Source organism: Pseudomonas putida (genome assembly GCA_041071465.1).
GTDB lineage: Bacteria > Pseudomonadota > Gammaproteobacteria > Pseudomonadales > Pseudomonadaceae > Aquipseudomonas > Aquipseudomonas putida_P.
Genome location: CP163498.1, coordinates 3,047,193 through 3,062,364 on the forward strand (window position 1 = coordinate 3,047,193; position 15,172 = coordinate 3,062,364).

At 61.9% G+C, this 15,172-nt stretch carries 17 protein-coding genes and 1 pseudogene; 8 read left to right on the forward strand and 10 right to left on the reverse strand.

Annotation, left to right across the window (positions count from 1 at the left end):
• Nucleotides 1–17: 17 nt before the first annotated feature.
• The 5 genes and pseudogenes from AB5975_14160 to AB5975_14180 form a co-directional block, all read right to left on the reverse strand.
• Complete coding sequence (locus AB5975_14160) at nt 18–716, reverse strand: SDR family oxidoreductase (GenBank protein ID XDR22818.1); 699 nt, start codon at nt 714–716, stop codon at nt 18–20.
• 11 nt (nt 717–727) lie between these two features.
• A complete protein-coding gene (phrB, locus tag AB5975_14165) occupies nt 728–2,155 on the reverse strand; it encodes a deoxyribodipyrimidine photo-lyase (protein ID XDR22819.1) in 1,428 nt (475 codons plus the stop codon).
• Entirely contained in the window at nt 2,146–3,045 is a 900-nt protein-coding gene (locus tag AB5975_14170) for a MerR family transcriptional regulator (GenBank protein XDR22820.1), read from the reverse strand. The genes phrB and AB5975_14170 overlap by 10 nt, the downstream gene beginning before the upstream one ends.
• Nucleotides 3,035–4,002, reverse strand: a pseudogene (locus AB5975_14175) (YbgA family protein). Before AB5975_14175 ends, AB5975_14170 begins: the two are co-directional and overlap by 11 nt.
• A gap of 100 nt (nt 4,003–4,102) precedes the next feature.
• Nucleotides 4,103–5,089, reverse strand: coding sequence for an NAD(P)/FAD-dependent oxidoreductase (locus tag AB5975_14180; GenBank protein XDR22821.1), 987 nt, complete (start codon nt 5,087–5,089; stop codon nt 4,103–4,105).
• Nucleotides 5,090–5,275: 186 nt separating this feature from the next.
• Here AB5975_14180 and AB5975_14185 point away from each other — a divergent pair, with 186 nt between their 5' ends.
• Nucleotides 5,276–6,181, forward strand: a complete 906-nt coding sequence (locus AB5975_14185; GenBank protein ID XDR22822.1) for a TIGR01777 family oxidoreductase — start codon at nt 5,276–5,278, stop codon at nt 6,179–6,181.
• Between the two features lie 13 nt (nt 6,182–6,194).
• The gene (hemH, locus tag AB5975_14190; GenBank protein ID XDR22823.1) at nt 6,195–7,208 is read left to right on the forward strand and encodes a ferrochelatase; all 1,014 of its coding nucleotides are present in this window, start codon (nt 6,195–6,197) and stop codon (nt 7,206–7,208) included.
• A gap of 118 nt (nt 7,209–7,326) precedes the next feature.
• On the opposite strand, the gene AB5975_14195 is transcribed toward hemH, so the two are convergent.
• Together AB5975_14195 and upp are read right to left on the reverse strand one after the other, a co-directional pair.
• Nucleotides 7,327–8,601: a uracil-xanthine permease family protein gene (locus AB5975_14195; GenBank protein ID XDR22824.1), complete on the reverse strand. Its 1,275-nt coding sequence runs from the start codon at nt 8,599–8,601 to the stop codon at nt 7,327–7,329.
• Between the two features lie 2 nt (nt 8,602–8,603).
• Nucleotides 8,604–9,242 carry a uracil phosphoribosyltransferase gene (gene upp, locus AB5975_14200; GenBank protein ID XDR22825.1) on the reverse strand — a complete coding sequence of 213 codons (639 nt, stop codon included), beginning with the start codon at nt 9,240–9,242 and terminating at the stop codon, nt 8,604–8,606.
• Nucleotides 9,243–9,404: 162 nt separating this feature from the next.
• Between upp and AB5975_14205 the strand changes: the two genes are divergently transcribed.
• The 4 genes from AB5975_14205 (at nt 9,405) to AB5975_14220 (ending at nt 11,318) form a co-directional block, all read left to right on the forward strand.
• Nucleotides 9,405–9,962, forward strand: a complete 558-nt coding sequence (locus AB5975_14205; protein XDR22826.1) for a hypoxanthine-guanine phosphoribosyltransferase — start codon at nt 9,405–9,407, stop codon at nt 9,960–9,962.
• 2 nt (nt 9,963–9,964) lie between these two features.
• Nucleotides 9,965–10,438, forward strand: a complete 474-nt coding sequence (locus AB5975_14210) for a WbuC family cupin fold metalloprotein (GenBank protein ID XDR22827.1) — start codon at nt 9,965–9,967, stop codon at nt 10,436–10,438.
• A 51-nt stretch (nt 10,439–10,489) separates the two neighbouring features.
• Nucleotides 10,490–10,960: a hypothetical protein gene (locus AB5975_14215; GenBank protein XDR22828.1), complete on the forward strand. Its 471-nt coding sequence runs from the start codon at nt 10,490–10,492 to the stop codon at nt 10,958–10,960.
• A 67-nt stretch (nt 10,961–11,027) separates the two neighbouring features.
• Nucleotides 11,028–11,318 (forward strand): PA4642 family protein, encoded by a 291-nt coding sequence (locus tag AB5975_14220; GenBank protein XDR22829.1) that lies wholly within the window; start codon nt 11,028–11,030, stop codon nt 11,316–11,318.
• A gap of 56 nt (nt 11,319–11,374) precedes the next feature.
• Here the strand turns inward: AB5975_14220 and mqo are convergent, their stop codons facing one another.
• Together mqo and AB5975_14230 are read right to left on the reverse strand one after the other, a co-directional pair.
• Complete coding sequence (gene mqo, locus AB5975_14225; protein ID XDR22830.1) at nt 11,375–12,883, reverse strand: malate dehydrogenase (quinone); 1,509 nt, start codon at nt 12,881–12,883, stop codon at nt 11,375–11,377.
• Between the two features lie 599 nt (nt 12,884–13,482).
• A complete protein-coding gene (locus AB5975_14230; protein XDR22831.1) occupies nt 13,483–13,716 on the reverse strand; it encodes a hypothetical protein in 234 nt (77 codons plus the stop codon).
• Nucleotides 13,717–13,861: 145 nt separating this feature from the next.
• On the opposite strand from AB5975_14230, the gene AB5975_14235 reads away from it, so the two are divergent.
• Complete coding sequence (locus tag AB5975_14235; protein ID XDR22832.1) at nt 13,862–14,446, forward strand: YajG family lipoprotein; 585 nt, start codon at nt 13,862–13,864, stop codon at nt 14,444–14,446.
• Between the two features lie 57 nt (nt 14,447–14,503).
• On the opposite strand, the gene AB5975_14240 is transcribed toward AB5975_14235, so the two are convergent.
• Nucleotides 14,504–14,710, reverse strand: coding sequence for a hypothetical protein (locus AB5975_14240; protein XDR22833.1), 207 nt, complete (start codon nt 14,708–14,710; stop codon nt 14,504–14,506).
• A gap of 159 nt (nt 14,711–14,869) precedes the next feature.
• On the opposite strand from AB5975_14240, the gene AB5975_14245 reads away from it, so the two are divergent.
• Nucleotides 14,870–15,130 (forward strand): hypothetical protein, encoded by a 261-nt coding sequence (locus AB5975_14245; protein ID XDR22834.1) that lies wholly within the window; start codon nt 14,870–14,872, stop codon nt 15,128–15,130.
• Nucleotides 15,131–15,172 lie beyond the last annotated feature (42 nt).

The window sequence follows — 15,172 nt, forward strand, 5'->3', positions numbered from 1 at the left end:
GAGGCCGGTTTGAGGCCTTATCGCGTCAAAGGCCACAGGCTACTGATGTCCAGCGTCTCCAGTACCAGTTCTGGTTCTTGCTGCGGCAACCGTCGCAGCAACTCCTCAGCGACACTCTGTGCCGTCCACTCCTCCGGTATCGCCTGTGCCGACGTCACCGGCACCTTGAGCGACTGTGGCGCCACGATGGTCAACGCTATCCCTTGGTCCATCAGGGCCTTGCGCTGCTCGCGCAGCCACTGCGGTGTGTTGTTCCACCCTGCGGTCGTTTGGGTGGGCGCATACAGCTGCAATGCCGAATAACGGTTGAACACCGCCATCACTTGCGCTGAGACGCCCTTCGCCAGCAAAGGCAATGCCTGTGTGAGGCAATGCTCGCCCGCTAGTTGGTTGCTGGTGACGATGGCCTCTATCAGTTCGCTATCGGCCAAATTGTCTGCAAGGTAATCGCAGGTACCGGCGTTGATGATCAACCCATCCAGCGAACACCACGCATTGCATATTTGTTGGCAGGCCGCTACTGCTTGTCCTTCGGCATGCAACTGCCAGGGCAGGCGCAAAAAGTGCCGACCATGCCGTGCTGCCAAAGCATTCAACTCATCGCTTTCCTTTGCGCTGGCGGCAACGCGATGCCCTTGTTCGAGCAAACGTTCCACCAAAGCCAGACCAAGTCCGTTGCTGGCGCCTGTAACCCAAAAACTTCGTGAGTTAGCCAAGACGTTGTCCTCTAATCCTGCCGACGTGGTAGGCCTTTGAAGGCTTCCAGTGCACGCTGGCGACTGCTGCCGAGATTGACCATTGGACGGTGATACGAATTATTAGCAAAAAGATCATCAGATTTCATCGGCTCATGGATAGTTTTCTCATCCATGTCGCGTAATTCGGGCAGCCAGTGCCGGATGAAGCGCCCCTGTGGGTCGAAACGCTGAGACTGAGAAACTGGGTTGAAAATGCGGAAATAAGGCACAGCGTCGGTGCCGGTGGACGCGCTCCACTGCCAGCCGCCGTTGTTGGCGGCCAGGTCGCCGTCTATCAGGTGGCGCATGAAGTGTCGCTCGCCCTTGCGCCAGTCGATCAGCAGGTTCTTGCTGAGGAACATGGCCACGACCATGCGCAGGCGGTTGTGCATCCATCCGGTGTGCAGCAGTTGGCGCATGGCCGCATCGATGATCGGGAACCCGGTGCGGCCCTGTTTCCAGGCTTCCAGGTCCGCCGGGGCGTCACGCCAGGGCAGGGCTTCGGTATGGGCGCGAAAGGCGCGGTGGCGCGAGACCTGTGGGTAACCGTTCAGGATGTGCTTGTAGAACTCGCGCCAGAGCAGCTCGTTGATCCAGGTCTGCACGCCCGTACTGCCGCTGTCGAACTCGCCCCGGTTGCTGGCCAGTGCGCCGTGCAGGCATTGGCGCGGCGAGATCACGCCAGCGGCCAGGTAGGTGGAGAGTTGGCTGGTGCCGGGCTTGGCAGGCAGGTCACGCAATTGTTGGTAGTCGTCGATGGTTTCGTCCAGAAAGCGGGACAGGCGCGCCTGCGCTTCGGCCTCACCCGCCGGCCAATGCTCACGCAAGGCGCGCGTGGGGGTTTCAAAACCGTCTACGTGTTGTGGAATCGGGTCACTTTGGATTTGCAGCGGTGCCTGACGCTCCACCCGGCGGGCCAGGGCAGGCAGGCTGCGGTGCAGGTGTTCCAGGCAGGTCTTCTTGAACTGGCTGAAGACCTGGAAGTAGTCGCCGCTGCGGGTAAGGATGGTGCCAGGGCGGAACAACAGCTGGTCGAGGTGGCTGCAGGCCTGGATGGACGACTTCTCCAGCAGCGCGCGGGTCGCATCGTCGCGTTGCTGTTCGTTGATGCCGTACTCTTCGTTCCAGTGCACGCTTTGCACCTGGTGTTGGCGGCATACATCGAGCACCGCCTGGGGGGCCTGGTCCCAGGTGTCGATCTTGCGGATCAGCAGGGGGATATTCAGGCCTTCGAGCGATTGGCGCAGGGCGCGCAAGTTGCGCAGCCAGAAGTCGACCTTGCAGGCGGCGTCGTCATGGGCTTGCCATTGCCCTGGGCTGACCAGCCACAGGGCGATGGTCGGCCCGCGCTCGGTGGCGGCGCTGAGTGCAGTGTTGTCATCGATGCGCAGGTCGCTGCGCAGCCAGGTCAGGTGCATGGGGTATTCATCTCTACAGGCTGACGGTCATGGGCTTGAAGCAAGCGCAATGCCGCCTGCGGGGTATCGAACAGAAAAACATCGGGCAGCGCGCAAGCCTGCAAGCGGGCTTCGTGCAGGGGCAGCGTAGCGCCGCCCAGCAGCGTGATACCGGGCATGCCTTGCAGGGTGCGTAGCAGCGCCTTGTCATCGATGCGTGGGCCCAGATGCAGCAGCACGGCCCGTGGTTTGAGCGCATTGACCGCGTGGTGCAGTTGCGGGCCGGCGACTGGGTGCTCGAACACTTCGACCGGCACGCCGTTGCTGGTGAACAGCCAGGCGCACAACCACAGGCCTGGGCTGAAGGCCCGCTCGCAGTCCTCCACCAGCAATACGGCGGGGCCTTGCAGCAATTGGTTGTCGTGGTAAATGCGGGCGCCGAGCTTGCTGCGCAGCCAACTGTGGAAAAACACTTGCTCAAGCCGCGCATTGAAGTAGTTGCGCCACCGCAGGTCGAGCAGATCGAGCAGTGGCAGCAGCAATTGCTCGCACAGGGTGACGGCCGGGTACAGGGCCATGGCCTGGTTGAGCCGTTGGTCCAGCGTGCGCTGCGACAGGTTGGCGATGGCCTCGGTCAATTGGAACTGCCTGGCCTGCCAGTCGCCTTTGGGTGGCGTGCTGGAGGGTTTGTCGAGCAGCTCGCGTACTTGACCGACCGATGCGCCTCGCTGCAACCAGCCAAGGATCGCCTCGACCCGCTCGAGCTGTTCCAAGGGGTACAGGCGATGCCCCTTGGCGGTGCGCTGGGGTTTGAGCAGGCCATACCGGCGTTCCCAGGCGCGCAAGGTGACCGGATTGACGCCGGTACGGCGGGCCAGTTCACCGATGGGCAGCAAGGTTTCAGACTGCATTGCGCAAGCCCAGGCTTTCAGGGTGCGGTTGCAGGTAGGCCTGCTGCTGCAGGTACGGGTCAGGGTGCTTGCGCAGATGGTGCTTGAGCAGGGTCAGGGGCACTACCAGCGGCACGACGCCCTGTTGGTACTGGCCGATGACCGTCTGCAACTCGGCCTTGTCCTGCTGCGTCAGGGCATCCTTGAAGTAACCGCTCAGGTGCTGCAGCACGTTGCAGTGGGTGCCGCGGCTGGCGCAGCGGCGCAGGGCCTGCATCAGTTGGCTGAAATAGCGCGGGCCGAAGCTGAGCGGGTCGTCATCCTTGCTCATGCTGCCAAGCAGGCGGCCGAGGGTGCGATAGGCCTGCGGGTTGTTGGCCATCAGCAAATACTTGTAGCGCGAGTGAAAGCGCACCAGGGCGCCACGGCTCAGCCCTTCGGCCAGCAGGCGCTGCCAGTCGGCGTAGGCGTATACGCGGCTGATGAAGTTCTCGCGCAGCACGGGGTCATGCAGGCGGCCTTCTTCTTCAACGGGCAGGTCCGGCGCAGAGCGCAGAAAGCGTGGGCATAGACGCCACGCCCGCCATGCAAGGCTGGGTGGCCGTTGGCCTGGTAAACCTTGACCCGTTCCAGGCCGCAAGAAGGTGACTTCTGCATGAAGATGTAGCCGCAGATGTCGTCGAGCTCAGCCGCCATTTGTTCGCCATAGGTGCGCAGCGGGCCGGTCAGGTCCATGCCAGGGTCGCGGGTGCCGACCACTTCGGGTTGTTCGGGGTTGCCTACCAGGCGAATGGGGTCACGCGGAATGCCCAGGCCGATTGCCACTTCCGGGCACACGGGCAGCCATTCGAAGTGTTGTTCCAGCTGTGTACGGCAAAGATCGGAGGCCTTGTGGCCGCCGTTGTAGCGCACGCTGTGCCCAGTCAGGCAGGCACTGATGGCGATACGCGGCTTGCTGCAGGCGAAAGAGTCGAGCATGGCTGCCTCCGAAAAACCTGTACATTACTAAAAACTTGTACAGGTTTATTCCAGCACAGCCTAGCCGTTATGCAAACCAGTATTTTTGTATAGCGCTACATCACTCAAGGTGTTCGAGCAAACGTCGCGCGGCTTCCTGGCCACTGAGCCACGCGCCTTCGACACGCCCGGAAAGGCACCAGTCACCGCAGGCGTACAAGCCCTGATCGGCATCGGCCAATGCGCCCCATTCATGGTTGCTGCTGGGGCGGGCGTAGAGCCAGCGGTGCGCCAGAGCGAAGGTGGGCGCCGGTACCACGCAGCCGACCAGTTCGGCGAATTCGCCCCACAGCTGTTCGATCACTTCTTCCTTGGACAGGTCGATGTGCTGCCGGCTCCAGTCCGAGGTGGCGTGCAGTACCCAGGTATCCAGGTGCTCGTCGCGGCCGGGTTTGCTGCGATTGCGGGCCAGCCAGTCGAGTGGGTTGTCCTGCACGAAGCAGCCTTGCATCGGGGTATCCAACGGTGACTGGAAGGCCAGGGCGACGGCCCAGGTCGGTTCCATCTGTACACCGGCGGCCACGGCGGCCAATTTGGGGGTTGCCGCCAGCAGTGGTGTGGCCTGCGGGGCCGGTACGGCGATTACCACGCGGCTGTAGGGGCCATGGCTGCAGCCTTCGGTATCCTGCAGGTGCCAATACTGCTTGCCGCGAAACACTTCCGCTATACGGCAGCCGAAGTTGACCGTCACGTCCTTGAGCAGGCCACGGGTGATCGCACTCATGCGTGGCACGCCTACCCAGCGCGTCTGCTCGTCGGGGGAGGGGGTGAGTTCGCCATCACGGTAGTTGTACAGCTGCGGCTTCCACTGCTCGGCCCAGCCAGCGGCAACCCATTGTTGCACCTGATCGACAAAGCGCCGGTCACGGGCGGTGAAGTACTGGGCGCCGAGGTCGAGTGCGCCAGCCTCGCTGCGCTTGCTGGCCATGCGCCCGCCACTGCCGTGGCCTTTGTCGAACAAATGCACGGATTGTCCGGCCTTCTGCAAGGCCTGGGCGGCTGACAAACCGGCGATACCGGCCCCGATGATGGCGATAGGTACTGTCATGATGGCCTCTTCAAACCTTGCTGTGAGCAGACTACGCTGTCAGGCAAACCTGTACAATGCAGAACTTTTGTATAAGGTTATTCCGCTTTGGTGGTAGGTTGGCCTATGTTTATCCGAGAGCGTCGGGTCAAAAAAGTGCCTTGATGTTAAAAATAGACCACCGCCGCACTCTGCGAGGACACAGCCATGCATATATTGCTGACAGGTGGCACCGGTTTGATTGGCAAGCATCTGTGCCAGTACTGGCTTGGCCAGGGGCATCGGCTCACGGTATGGAGCCGGCGTCCTGAGCAGGTGGCGAAAATTTGCGGTAGTGGCGTGCGTGGCATCGCCCGCCTGGAGCAACTGGAAGCAGACGATCATCTTGATGCGGTGGTCAACCTTGCCGGTGCGCCAATCGCGGATAGGCCCTGGACGGCGGCCCGGCGCAACGTGCTGTGGGCCAGCCGCGTCACCCTCACCGAGCAGCTGCTGGCGTGGCTGGGCTCCCGTGAACAGCGCCCGCAAGTGCTGATTTCCGGCTCTGCGGTAGGCTGGTACGGTGACGGCGGCGAACGCGAGCTGACCGAGGCCTCACCACCGGTGCGGGAAGACTTCGCCAGCCAGTTGTGTATTGCCTGGGAAGAGACGGCACAGCGTTCTCAAGCGCAAGGAATCCGCGTGGTATTGGTGCGCACCGGGTTGGTGCTGGCCAGCGATGGCGGCTTTTTGTCGCGCCTGCGCGTGCCCTTCAAACTGGGGCTGGGTGGGCCTTTGGGCGGTGGGCGGCAGTGGATGCCCTGGGTGCATATAGACGACCAGGTCGCCCTGATTGATTTTCTCTTGCAGCACAAGGATGCCAGCGGTCCTTATAATGCCTGCGCCCCAGAGCCGGTGCGCAACCGTGAGTTCGCCAGGCGGCTGGGCCGTGCGCTGCATAGGCCGGCGCTGCTGCCTGTACCGGCGCTGCTGCTCAAGGCCGGCCTTGGCGAAATGTCGACCTTGCTGCTGGGCGGCCAGCGCGCGCGCCCGGTGCGCTTGCTGGCGGCGGGCTTCACCTTCCGCTTCAACGATCTGCAATCGGCGCTGGACAACCTGTCCAGCCGCCTCTGACATAGGACGCTGCATGACCGATCACGCCCTGCTGCTGGTCAACCTGGGTTCCCCGGCCTCCACCTCGGTGGCCGATGTGCGCCGCTACCTCAACCAGTTCCTGATGGACCCCTATGTGATCGACCTGCCTTGGCCGGTGCGGCGCTTGCTGGTGTCACTGATCCTGGTCAAGCGCCCGGAGCAGTCGGCACATGCCTATGGTTCGATCTGGTGGGAGGAGGGCTCGCCACTGGTGGTGCTGACCCGTCGCCTGCAGGCGGCAATGGTCGAACACTGGCCCCATGGCCCGGTGGAAATCGCCATGCGCTATGGCCTGCCGGCTTTGCCCGAAGTGTTGGAGCGCCTGGCCGCCCAAGGCGTGCGCAAGGTGACGTTGGCACCGCTTTATCCACAGTTCGCCGACAGTACGGTGACCACGGTGGTCGAGCTGGCGAAACAGACGGTCAGTGAGCGCGGGTTGCCGTTGCAGATGCGCGTGCTGCGGCCGTTCTACGATCACCCTGACTACATCGAGGCACTGGCTGCCAGCGCCCGGCCGTACCTGGAGCAGGATTACGACCACCTGCTGCTGAGCTTCCACGGTTTGCCGGAGCGGCACCTGAAGAAGCTGGACCCGACCGGTAATCACGACTTCCAGGCAGCTGACTGCTGCAAGGATGCCAGCGCCGAGATGCGCGCTGTGTGCTACCGCGGGCAATGCCTGGCTACAGCCAAGGCCTTTGCTCAGAAAATGGGCATACCCGATGGTAAGTGGTCGGTGTCGTTCCAGTCGCGGTTGGGGCGGGCCAAGTGGATCGAACCCTATACCGAGGCGCGGTTGGACGAGCTGGGCAAGGCGGGCGTGAAGAAGCTGCTGGTGATGTGCCCGGCGTTCGTCGCCGATTGCATCGAAACGCTGGAAGAAATCGGCATGCGGGGCAGCGAGCAGTTTGTAGAGGCGGGTGGGCGAGAGCTGGTGCTGGTGCCGTGCCTGAATGATCACCCGGAATGGGTGAGGGTGTTGGCGGATATGTGTGAAAAGGCCTGAATAGCTGGGGGCCGCTTTGCGGCCCTATCGCGACACAAGGCCGCTCCTACAAGCAGATCGCGATCCCCTGTAGGAGCGGCCTTGTGTCGCGAAAGGGCTGCAGAGCAGCCCCGCGATCTTAAGGCAACTGGTCATCCAGCTTCTTGTGCTTCCAGCCATCGTTGCCCGGCAGGATCAGATTCAGGGCAATAGCCACGATGGCGCACAGGGCGATGCCCTTCAGGCCCCAGTCATCCGGGCCGTCACCACTGCCGATCAGCACGCCGCCGATGCCGAACACCAGGGTCACCGACACGATCACCAGGTTGCGTGCTTCGGCCAGGTCGATCTTGTGGCGGATCATGGTGTTCATGCCCACTGCCGCAATCGAGCCGAACAGCAGGCACAGGATACCGCCCATCACCGGTACCGGAATGCTCTGCAGCAGCGCGCCGAACTTGCCGATGAATGCCAGTGTGATGGCGAAAATCGCCGCCCAGGTCATGATCTTCGGATTGTAGTTCTTGGTCAGCATCACCGCGCCGGTCACTTCGGCGTAGGTGGTGTTGGGCGGGCCGCCGAACAGGCCGGCTGCAGTGGTAGCCAGGCCATCACCCAGCAGGGTGCGGTGCAGGCCGGGTTTTTTCAGGTAGTCACGGCCAGTCACGCTGCCGACCGCGATCACCCCGCCGATATGCTCGATCGCTGGCGCCAAGGCAACCGGTACGATGAACAGAATGGCCTGCCAGTTGAACGCAGGTGCGGTGAAATTGGGAATTTCCAGCCACGGTGCAGCGGCGATCTTGGCGGTGTCGACCACGCCAAAGGCGAATGACAGGGCAAAGCCCACCAGTACGCCGGAAATGATCGGTACCAGGCGGAAAATGCCTTTGCCGAACACGGCGACGACCAGGGTTGTCAGCAGGGCTGGCATGGAGATCAGCATGGCGGTCTTGTACGGCATCAGTGCCGCGCCGTCGCCACCCTTGCCCATCGCCATATTGGCGGCGATTGGCGCCATGGCCAGGCCGATGGAGATGATCACCGGGCCGATCACCACCGGTGGCAGCATGCGGTCGATGAAGCCGGTGCCTTTGATTTTTACCATCAGGCCCATGAAGGTGTACACGAAGCCTGCAGCCATCACGCCGCCCATGGTCTCGGCCAGGCCGAACTGGCCCTTGGCGAGGATGATCGGGGTGATGAAGGCAAAGCTCGAGGCCAGGAACACCGGCACCTGGCGGCCGGTGACCAGCTGGAACAGCAGCGTGCCGATGCCGGCGGTGAACAGCGCGACGTTCGGGTCGAGGCCGGTGATCAGGGGCATCAGCACCAGCGCGCCGAATGCCACGAAGAGCATCTGCGCGCCCGAAACGACCTGGCGCCACAGCGGGTCGTTGAAGCCGTCCTGCATGGTCAGGCGTCCTTTTGCTTGGTGCCGAAGATCTTGTCACCGGCATCGCCCAGGCCCGGCACGATGTAGCCGTGTTCGTTCAGGCGCTGGTCGATCGAGGCGGTGTAGATCTTCACGTCCGGGTGGGCTTTTTCCACCACTTCGATGCCTTCTGGCGCGGCGACCAGCACCATGGCGCGGATCTCTTTGCAGCCGGCCTTTTTAAGCAGGTCGATGGTGGCGACCATCGAGCCGCCGGTGGCCAGCATCGGGTCGATGATCAGGGCCAGGCGCTGGTTGATGTCCGGCGCGAGCTTTTCCAGGTAGGTGTGGGCTTCGAGGGTTTCTTCGTTACGGGCAACACCGACGGCGCTGACCTTCGCCCCAGGGATCAGGCTGAGCACGCCGTCGAGCATGCCGATGCCGGCGCGCAGGATCGGTACTACAGTAATCTTCTTGCCGGCGATTTTTTCAACCGAGACCTTGCCACACCAGCCATCGATCTCGTAGGTTTCGAGGGGCAGGTCCTGGGTGGCTTCATACGTCAGGAGCGCGCCGACTTCCTGGGCGAGTTCGCGAAAATTCTTGGTGCTGATATCGGCACGGCGCATCAGGCCGAGCTTGTGGCGGATCAGCGGATGGCGGATCTCACGAGTGGGCATAGGGGGGCTCCGAAAGGCGGGCAAAAAAACCGCGCTAGATTAATCTATTCAGCCTGTGCTGTCGTCTGGTCATTCTGGACGTTAGTCCATAAATGCTTGATCTGTGACGAGCGGATGCGTACCTTTGCCCGCTTTTCCAAAATGCACCCCCCGGAGAGCGCCATGTCCGCCGATCTCGAGCATATCCGTCAAGTCATGCGTGAAGCTGACTGCCTGTACACCGAAGCCGAAGTCGAAGCGGCCATCGCCAATGTCGGCGAGCAAATCTGCAAGGACCTGCACGACAAGAACCCCGTGGTGTTCTGCGTGATGAACGGCGGCCTGATCTTCTCCGGCAAACTGCTGACCCACCTGCAGTTCCCGCTGGAAGCCTCGTACCTGCATGCCACTCGTTACCGCAACCAGACCAGCGGCGGTGAGCTGTTCTGGAAGGCCAAGCCGGAAGTCTCTTTCATCGATCGCGACGTACTGATCGTCGACGACATCCTCGACGAGGGCCACACCCTCAGCGCCATCATCGAGTTCTGCAAGCATGCCGGCGCGCGCTCGGTGTACACCGCAGTGCTGATCGACAAGGATCACGACCGCAAGGCCAGCCCGGACCTCAAAGCCAACTACGTAGGCCTGCCTTGTGTCGATCGCTACATCTTCGGCTATGGCATGGACTACAAAGGTTACTGGCGCAACGCTAACGGCATCTTCGCCGTAAAGGGGCTGTGACCATGCGCCAGCCTGCGTTCATCGACCAATCGCTGTTCGCCGGGCTGGCCGAAAAGGCTGCTGCCAACCCGCGTGGGCGGCAGCACCACAACTTCCATGAAATGGAAGATCCTTGCCACCGCATGGCGGTCGGGCTGCAGCCGAGCACCTACATTCCACCGCACCGCCACCTGAGCGACGACAAGGCGGAGACCTTGCTCGTGCTCAAGGGGCGCTTCGGCCTGTTGATCTTCGACGAGCAGGGCGCCGTGACCGACAAGCGGGTGCTGCAAGCGGGTGGCGACTGTCTGGGTGTGGACCTGGCGCCCGGTACCTACCATGGGTTGGTGGTGCTGGAGCCGGACAGCATCCTGTTCGAATGCAAGGCCGGCCCATACCGGCCGGTGGGCGAAGGTGAACATGCACACTGGGCGCCACGTGAAGGCGAAGACGGCGTCGCCCAATACCAGGCCTGGATGCTTGCGCAGTTCGATTGATGTTGCTTGTACCCGGCATGCTAGAGTGCTCCTTCATACAAGGAGCCTCACATGCGTGCGATTCTTCCCCTCCTGCTGGCCGTCAGCCTGCCACTCGCCGCCGCACCACTGCACAGCCAGTTCCTGCCACCCGATGATCAGTCCCTGCGCCAGGAAGCACCGACCAGCCAGCAATTGCTGCAAGTGACCGACTATTCGGTGGTCGTAGGTGCCCAGCGCCAGTCCGACCAGCAACCGATCCCGATCACCTCGTCGTTGCAGGTGCGCCTGAAGGGCAAACCGCTGAGCAAGGGCGCGACCATCGCTCAGGTGCTGCTGACCTTCGACGGTGAAGCCGCCAAGAGCCTTAAAAAGCCCGTGTATGACGAAAAAAGCCGCACCTTGAGCCTGAATTACCCGGTTAGCGATTACCGCGTAATCATGGACCTGTTGCGCAACGAAACCCTGTACGTGCAATTTCTCACCTACGGCAACGGCCACATCTGGGCCGACCTGCACACCGGTACCGTACGTACGCGTTGAGGCGCGTAGCCTGCGGGGGTAAACTGCCGGCCTTCGAAATTCCGTGATGGTCCAGTTGGAGTCGGCAATGCGTAAAGACAAGAAACAGGTAATCGGTGACGAAATCAGCGACGACTACATCAAGTCGTTCCTTCAGTTCGAGCCGGCCGATGGTGTGACCTCGCCGTCGGCGCACAAGCTGGTCAAAGCCTACCGTGGCCTGCGCGTCGACGATTTCGAGCGATTTGTCGGTTTCTTCGTCGAAGCAGGCCTGGACTTGGATGGCAAGGACGAGCACGGCAAAACCTTCGTCGAGCAGATTGCCGACCAGCGCAATGCACCTGAGTACATCGAGATTATCGACAACGCCCGCGGCTGACCAAGGTCCAGCCACAAAAAAACGCCCCGAGGGGCGTTTTTTCGTTACCGGGCGGATCAGGCGTAATGCTTGGCTGCCGGGCTGCTTTCTACCAGCTCCAGCGCCACGTCGTTGTCGGCGCTGATCTTGTGGTACAGGGCGGCATCGGTTGCCAGGGTCTTCTCGCGAGCCGGGAAGATTTCTTTGAGCTTGGCAGCCCAGGCACCCTTGGCCTGCTCGGGGAAGCAGCGCTCGATCAGTTCCAGCATGATCGACACGGTCACCGAGGCACCCGGCGATGCGCCGAGCAGCGCGGCCAGGCTGCCGTCCTGGGCCGAGACCAGCTCGGTACCAAACTGCAGCACGCCGCCTTTTTTCGGGTCTTTCTTGATGATCTGCACGCGCTGGCCAGCCACTTCCAGGCGCCAGTCTTCGGCCTTGGCCTGTGGATAGAAGCGACGCAGGGCTTCCAGGCGCTGCTCCATCGACTGCATCACTTCGCTGACCAGGTACTTGGTCAGGTCCATGTTGTCGCGGGCCACGGCCAGCATCGGGCCGATGTTGCCCATGCGCACCGAGAGCGGCAGGTCCATCAGCGAACCGTGCTTGAGGAACTTGGTGGTGAAGCCGGCATAGGGGCCGAACAGCAGCGAAGTCTTGCCGTCCACTACGCGGGTGTCCAAGTGCGGAACTGACATCGGCGGGGCACCTACGGCGGCCTGGCTGTACACTTTGGCCTGGTGCTGCTTGACGATTTCCGGGTTGTCGCAGCGCAGCCACTGGCCGCTGACCGGGAAGCCGCCGAAGCCTTTGCTTTCCGGGATGCCGGACAATTGCAGCAGCGGCAGGGCCGCGCCGCCAGCACCGAGGAAGACGAAGCGGGCGTCGACTTCACGGCTGCCGCCGCTGTTGACGTCCTTGATGCTCACGGTCCAGCCGCTGCCATTACGGCGCAGGCCGACAACCTTCTTGCTGTATTTGACCTGCGCGTCCGGCGAGTCACCCAGCAGTTTGAGCAGCTTGTTGGTCAGTGCCCCGAAGTTCACGTCGGTGCCTTTGGCCACGCGGGTAGCGGCGATGTGCTGGTCGGCCGGGCGGCCAGGCATCATCAGCGGCATCCAGTCGTTCATCACGGCCTTGTCTTCGGTGTATTCCATCTCATGGAAGGCGTGGTGCTGCTTGAGCAGCTCGAAGCGCTTCTTGAGGAAGGAAACACCCTTGTCACCCTCGACGTAGCTCAGGTGTGGGACAGGGTTGATGAAAGCACGCGCCGAGCCGAAGTTGCCCTTCTTGCTCAGGTAGGCCCAGAACTGGCGCGAAACCTCGAACTGGGTGTTGATGTGCACGGCCTTCTTGATGTCGATGCTGCCATCGGCGGCCTGCGGCGTGTAGTTCAGCTCGCACAGGCCGGCGTGGCCGGTGCCTGCGTTGTTCCAGGGGTTGGAGCTTTCCGCGGCTCCGGAGTCCATCGCCTCGACGACCTCAAGCTTCAGGGTCGGGTCAAGCTCCTTGAGCAGTACGGCCAGGGTGGCACTCATGATGCCCGCGCCTACCAGTACCACATCAACCGATTCGTTCTGCGCCATTTAACGCGTCTCCACAATCTACAGCTACCTAATTGACAGCATAGGACCTGGGTTTGCCAGGGTCGCCATGTCCGACTTTTCGCAGTTCTTGCAACTTCCGCGGACACCGCCAATCAGTCTTCGGGTTCGTGTATTGAACGCCGTTTGCCACAGGTGCGGCAATTCGACTTATGGTCAAGGTGTCGTGCGTGCGTTATGGAACGGTTCAGACACTCATACGGGATGAGCGCATTTGCCGCCTGTTCAGGGCTGTTCGGGACACATCTGCCGCTTTTGCACATGCCAGACTGTTCATTTGCTCGCCACACTCTTGTGAAGTTGTGAAAACCGTTTTTTCACGCTCTTTTGGAGACGTGAACCTCAAAAGGGGACTGCGCGATGGCAACCCGCAGGTTCATGCAGTGTGAAGGGCCGGAAAAGCAGGCACGACAGCCGATGCAAGACCTGAGTGGAAGGCTCTCTGTGGGCGAAGCGGTGAAGTTGCCGGGTCAATCGGCGAGTGCGGGGCCCGATCAGGAGACGTCCTTATAATCGGGGGGAGATTATAGCGATGTCGCGGGCAGAAATGTCGCCATTCGTGGTTTTTATTGCAGCGTTTGTCAGGCCGCGAGGAGGCGTTGATGCCAACGGCGGCTTGCACGCGCGCAAACACGGGCGTCGGCGGGCAGCTCGCGGCCCAGCCAGGCCAGCTGAATTTCACCGACCTGGACCCAGCCGCTGCCGCTTGGCGCCTGGCTGCATTGCTTGAAGGCCAGGCATTTGCCTTGGGCGTCGAGGCGGGCGTAGGCGTTGTGGCGCGGGCGTTGGAAGAGCAGAGTCCAGAGCGAGGCCATGGCAGTGAGTCCTTTGCGTTAGGGCTTGGCGCAAGGATAAGGGCGTGGCCATGAAACGATTGTGACAAGCGAGGCTGGCCGATGACTGGTCTGTGCCTGGCTAGGTATACTGTGGGCCTTTGCCGCATTTTCTGGAGAAACGCGCATGTTGCAACGTCTGTTGTTCGGTTTGATCGCCGTGGCCAGCCTCAGCCTGGTCGGTTGTGCCCACAGCCCGCAACAACTCAACCCGCAACCCACGCTCAAGGCCCAGCTCGCCCCGGTCGGCCATGGCCAGCCAGTGGTGGTCCGGGTAGTTGATGGCCGCCCATCGCAGTCCCTGGGCACTCGCGGTGGCATGTACCCCGAAACCAGCACCATCAGCGTCAGCGGTAACGACGTGGTGCCCAAGCTGCAGGCTCAAGCCGAAGCCGCTGTGCGCCTGCTCGGCTTCACCCCGACGGCGAACGCCTACAACGCGCCACAGCTGACCGTGACCCTGGCCGAACTGAAATATCAGTCGCCGAAAGACAACCTGTACGTGACCGAGGCCACCATCGGCGCCACCTTCCGTGCCGACGTACGTAACGGCGGTCGCAGCTACAGCGGCCGTTACGGTGCTTCGCTGGACCAGCGTTTCGGCATGGCGCCGAATCAGGACACCAACACCCAACTGGTGGGCGACGTGCTGAGCGATGCCTTGACCCGCATGTTCAAGGACCCAACCATTGGGCAGGTGCTGGGCCAGTAAGCGTTTAGGCGCATAAAAGAAACCCGCTGCCAGGCAGCGGGTTTTTTTATTGCTGGCTCAAGCTGCTGCAATGTGAAAATCCAGCAAGCTGAAACCAGTCCCGGTATCCACCTCGGGCAAGTCTTCATGCATATGCCCGCCCAGCGCACAGTAGACCAGCCACTGGCGGTCCTGCACATTGATGGCAAAACCATCGATCAACGCCTGTTGTTCATCGCTCTGGGCAACGAGGTAGAGGCGGTCCTGGTTTTCGGCGTGCAGCATGAACAAGCTCCGGGTCATGAAAGGCCGACAGGGTGGCCTGCTCAGATGACGAGCGGATGACAGATGAAATTTAATGACACTTTGTCGCCCATACCGGGCGCCGGAGATCGACTTGGGTAGAATGCGGGCCTTTGCCGCTGCTCACACCGAGGTCGCGTGATGTCCTTGCAAGTGCTCTGGGGGTTTTTGGCCGCCCATCCCACCAAGTTGATCAACCTGCTGGCGCTGCTGCTGACCTGCCCAGGCGGTTTGCTGCTGCACAGTGCACGGCGACGCGAGGCCGAGACCCGCGAATACATGGCTGTGGACGAAGGGGTAGTGGACGCGTTCGACCTGCGGGTGCCGAAGTACTTCTATATTCTCGGTTTTTCGTGCCTGGCGATGGCGTTGTTGCTGTCCTGGTTCAGTACCTGGGTCTGAGAACCATTGGGGCCGCTTTGCGGCCCATCGCGACACAAGGCC

Coding starts and splice junctions, on each gene's coding strand:
- AB5975_14170 (XDR22820.1), bottom strand. CDS start 3,045: ATGCAGTCTGAAACCTTGCTGCCCATCGGTGAACTGGCCCGCCGTACC.
- upp (XDR22825.1), bottom strand. CDS start 9,242: ATGCCCACTCGTGAGATCCGCCATCCGCTGATCCGCCACAAGCTCGGC.
- phrB (XDR22819.1), bottom strand. CDS start 2,155: ATGCACCTGACCTGGCTGCGCAGCGACCTGCGCATCGATGACAACACT.
- AB5975_14210 (XDR22827.1), top strand. CDS start 9,965: ATGCGCCAGCCTGCGTTCATCGACCAATCGCTGTTCGCCGGGCTGGCC.
- AB5975_14195 (XDR22824.1), bottom strand. CDS start 8,601: ATGCAGGACGGCTTCAACGACCCGCTGTGGCGCCAGGTCGTTTCGGGC.
- AB5975_14220 (XDR22829.1), top strand. CDS start 11,028: ATGCGTAAAGACAAGAAACAGGTAATCGGTGACGAAATCAGCGACGAC.
- AB5975_14185 (XDR22822.1), top strand. CDS start 5,276: ATGCATATATTGCTGACAGGTGGCACCGGTTTGATTGGCAAGCATCTG.
- AB5975_14205 (XDR22826.1), top strand. CDS start 9,405: ATGTCCGCCGATCTCGAGCATATCCGTCAAGTCATGCGTGAAGCTGAC.
- AB5975_14180 (XDR22821.1), bottom strand. CDS start 5,089: ATGACAGTACCTATCGCCATCATCGGGGCCGGTATCGCCGGTTTGTCA.
- hemH (XDR22823.1), top strand. CDS start 6,195: ATGACCGATCACGCCCTGCTGCTGGTCAACCTGGGTTCCCCGGCCTCC.
- AB5975_14230 (XDR22831.1), bottom strand. CDS start 13,716: ATGGCCTCGCTCTGGACTCTGCTCTTCCAACGCCCGCGCCACAACGCC.
- mqo (XDR22830.1), bottom strand. CDS start 12,883: ATGGCGCAGAACGAATCGGTTGATGTGGTACTGGTAGGCGCGGGCATC.
- AB5975_14215 (XDR22828.1), top strand. CDS start 10,490: ATGCGTGCGATTCTTCCCCTCCTGCTGGCCGTCAGCCTGCCACTCGCC.
- AB5975_14245 (XDR22834.1), top strand. CDS start 14,870: ATGTCCTTGCAAGTGCTCTGGGGGTTTTTGGCCGCCCATCCCACCAAG.
- AB5975_14240 (XDR22833.1), bottom strand. CDS start 14,710: ATGCTGCACGCCGAAAACCAGGACCGCCTCTACCTCGTTGCCCAGAGC.
- AB5975_14235 (XDR22832.1), top strand. CDS start 13,862: ATGTTGCAACGTCTGTTGTTCGGTTTGATCGCCGTGGCCAGCCTCAGC.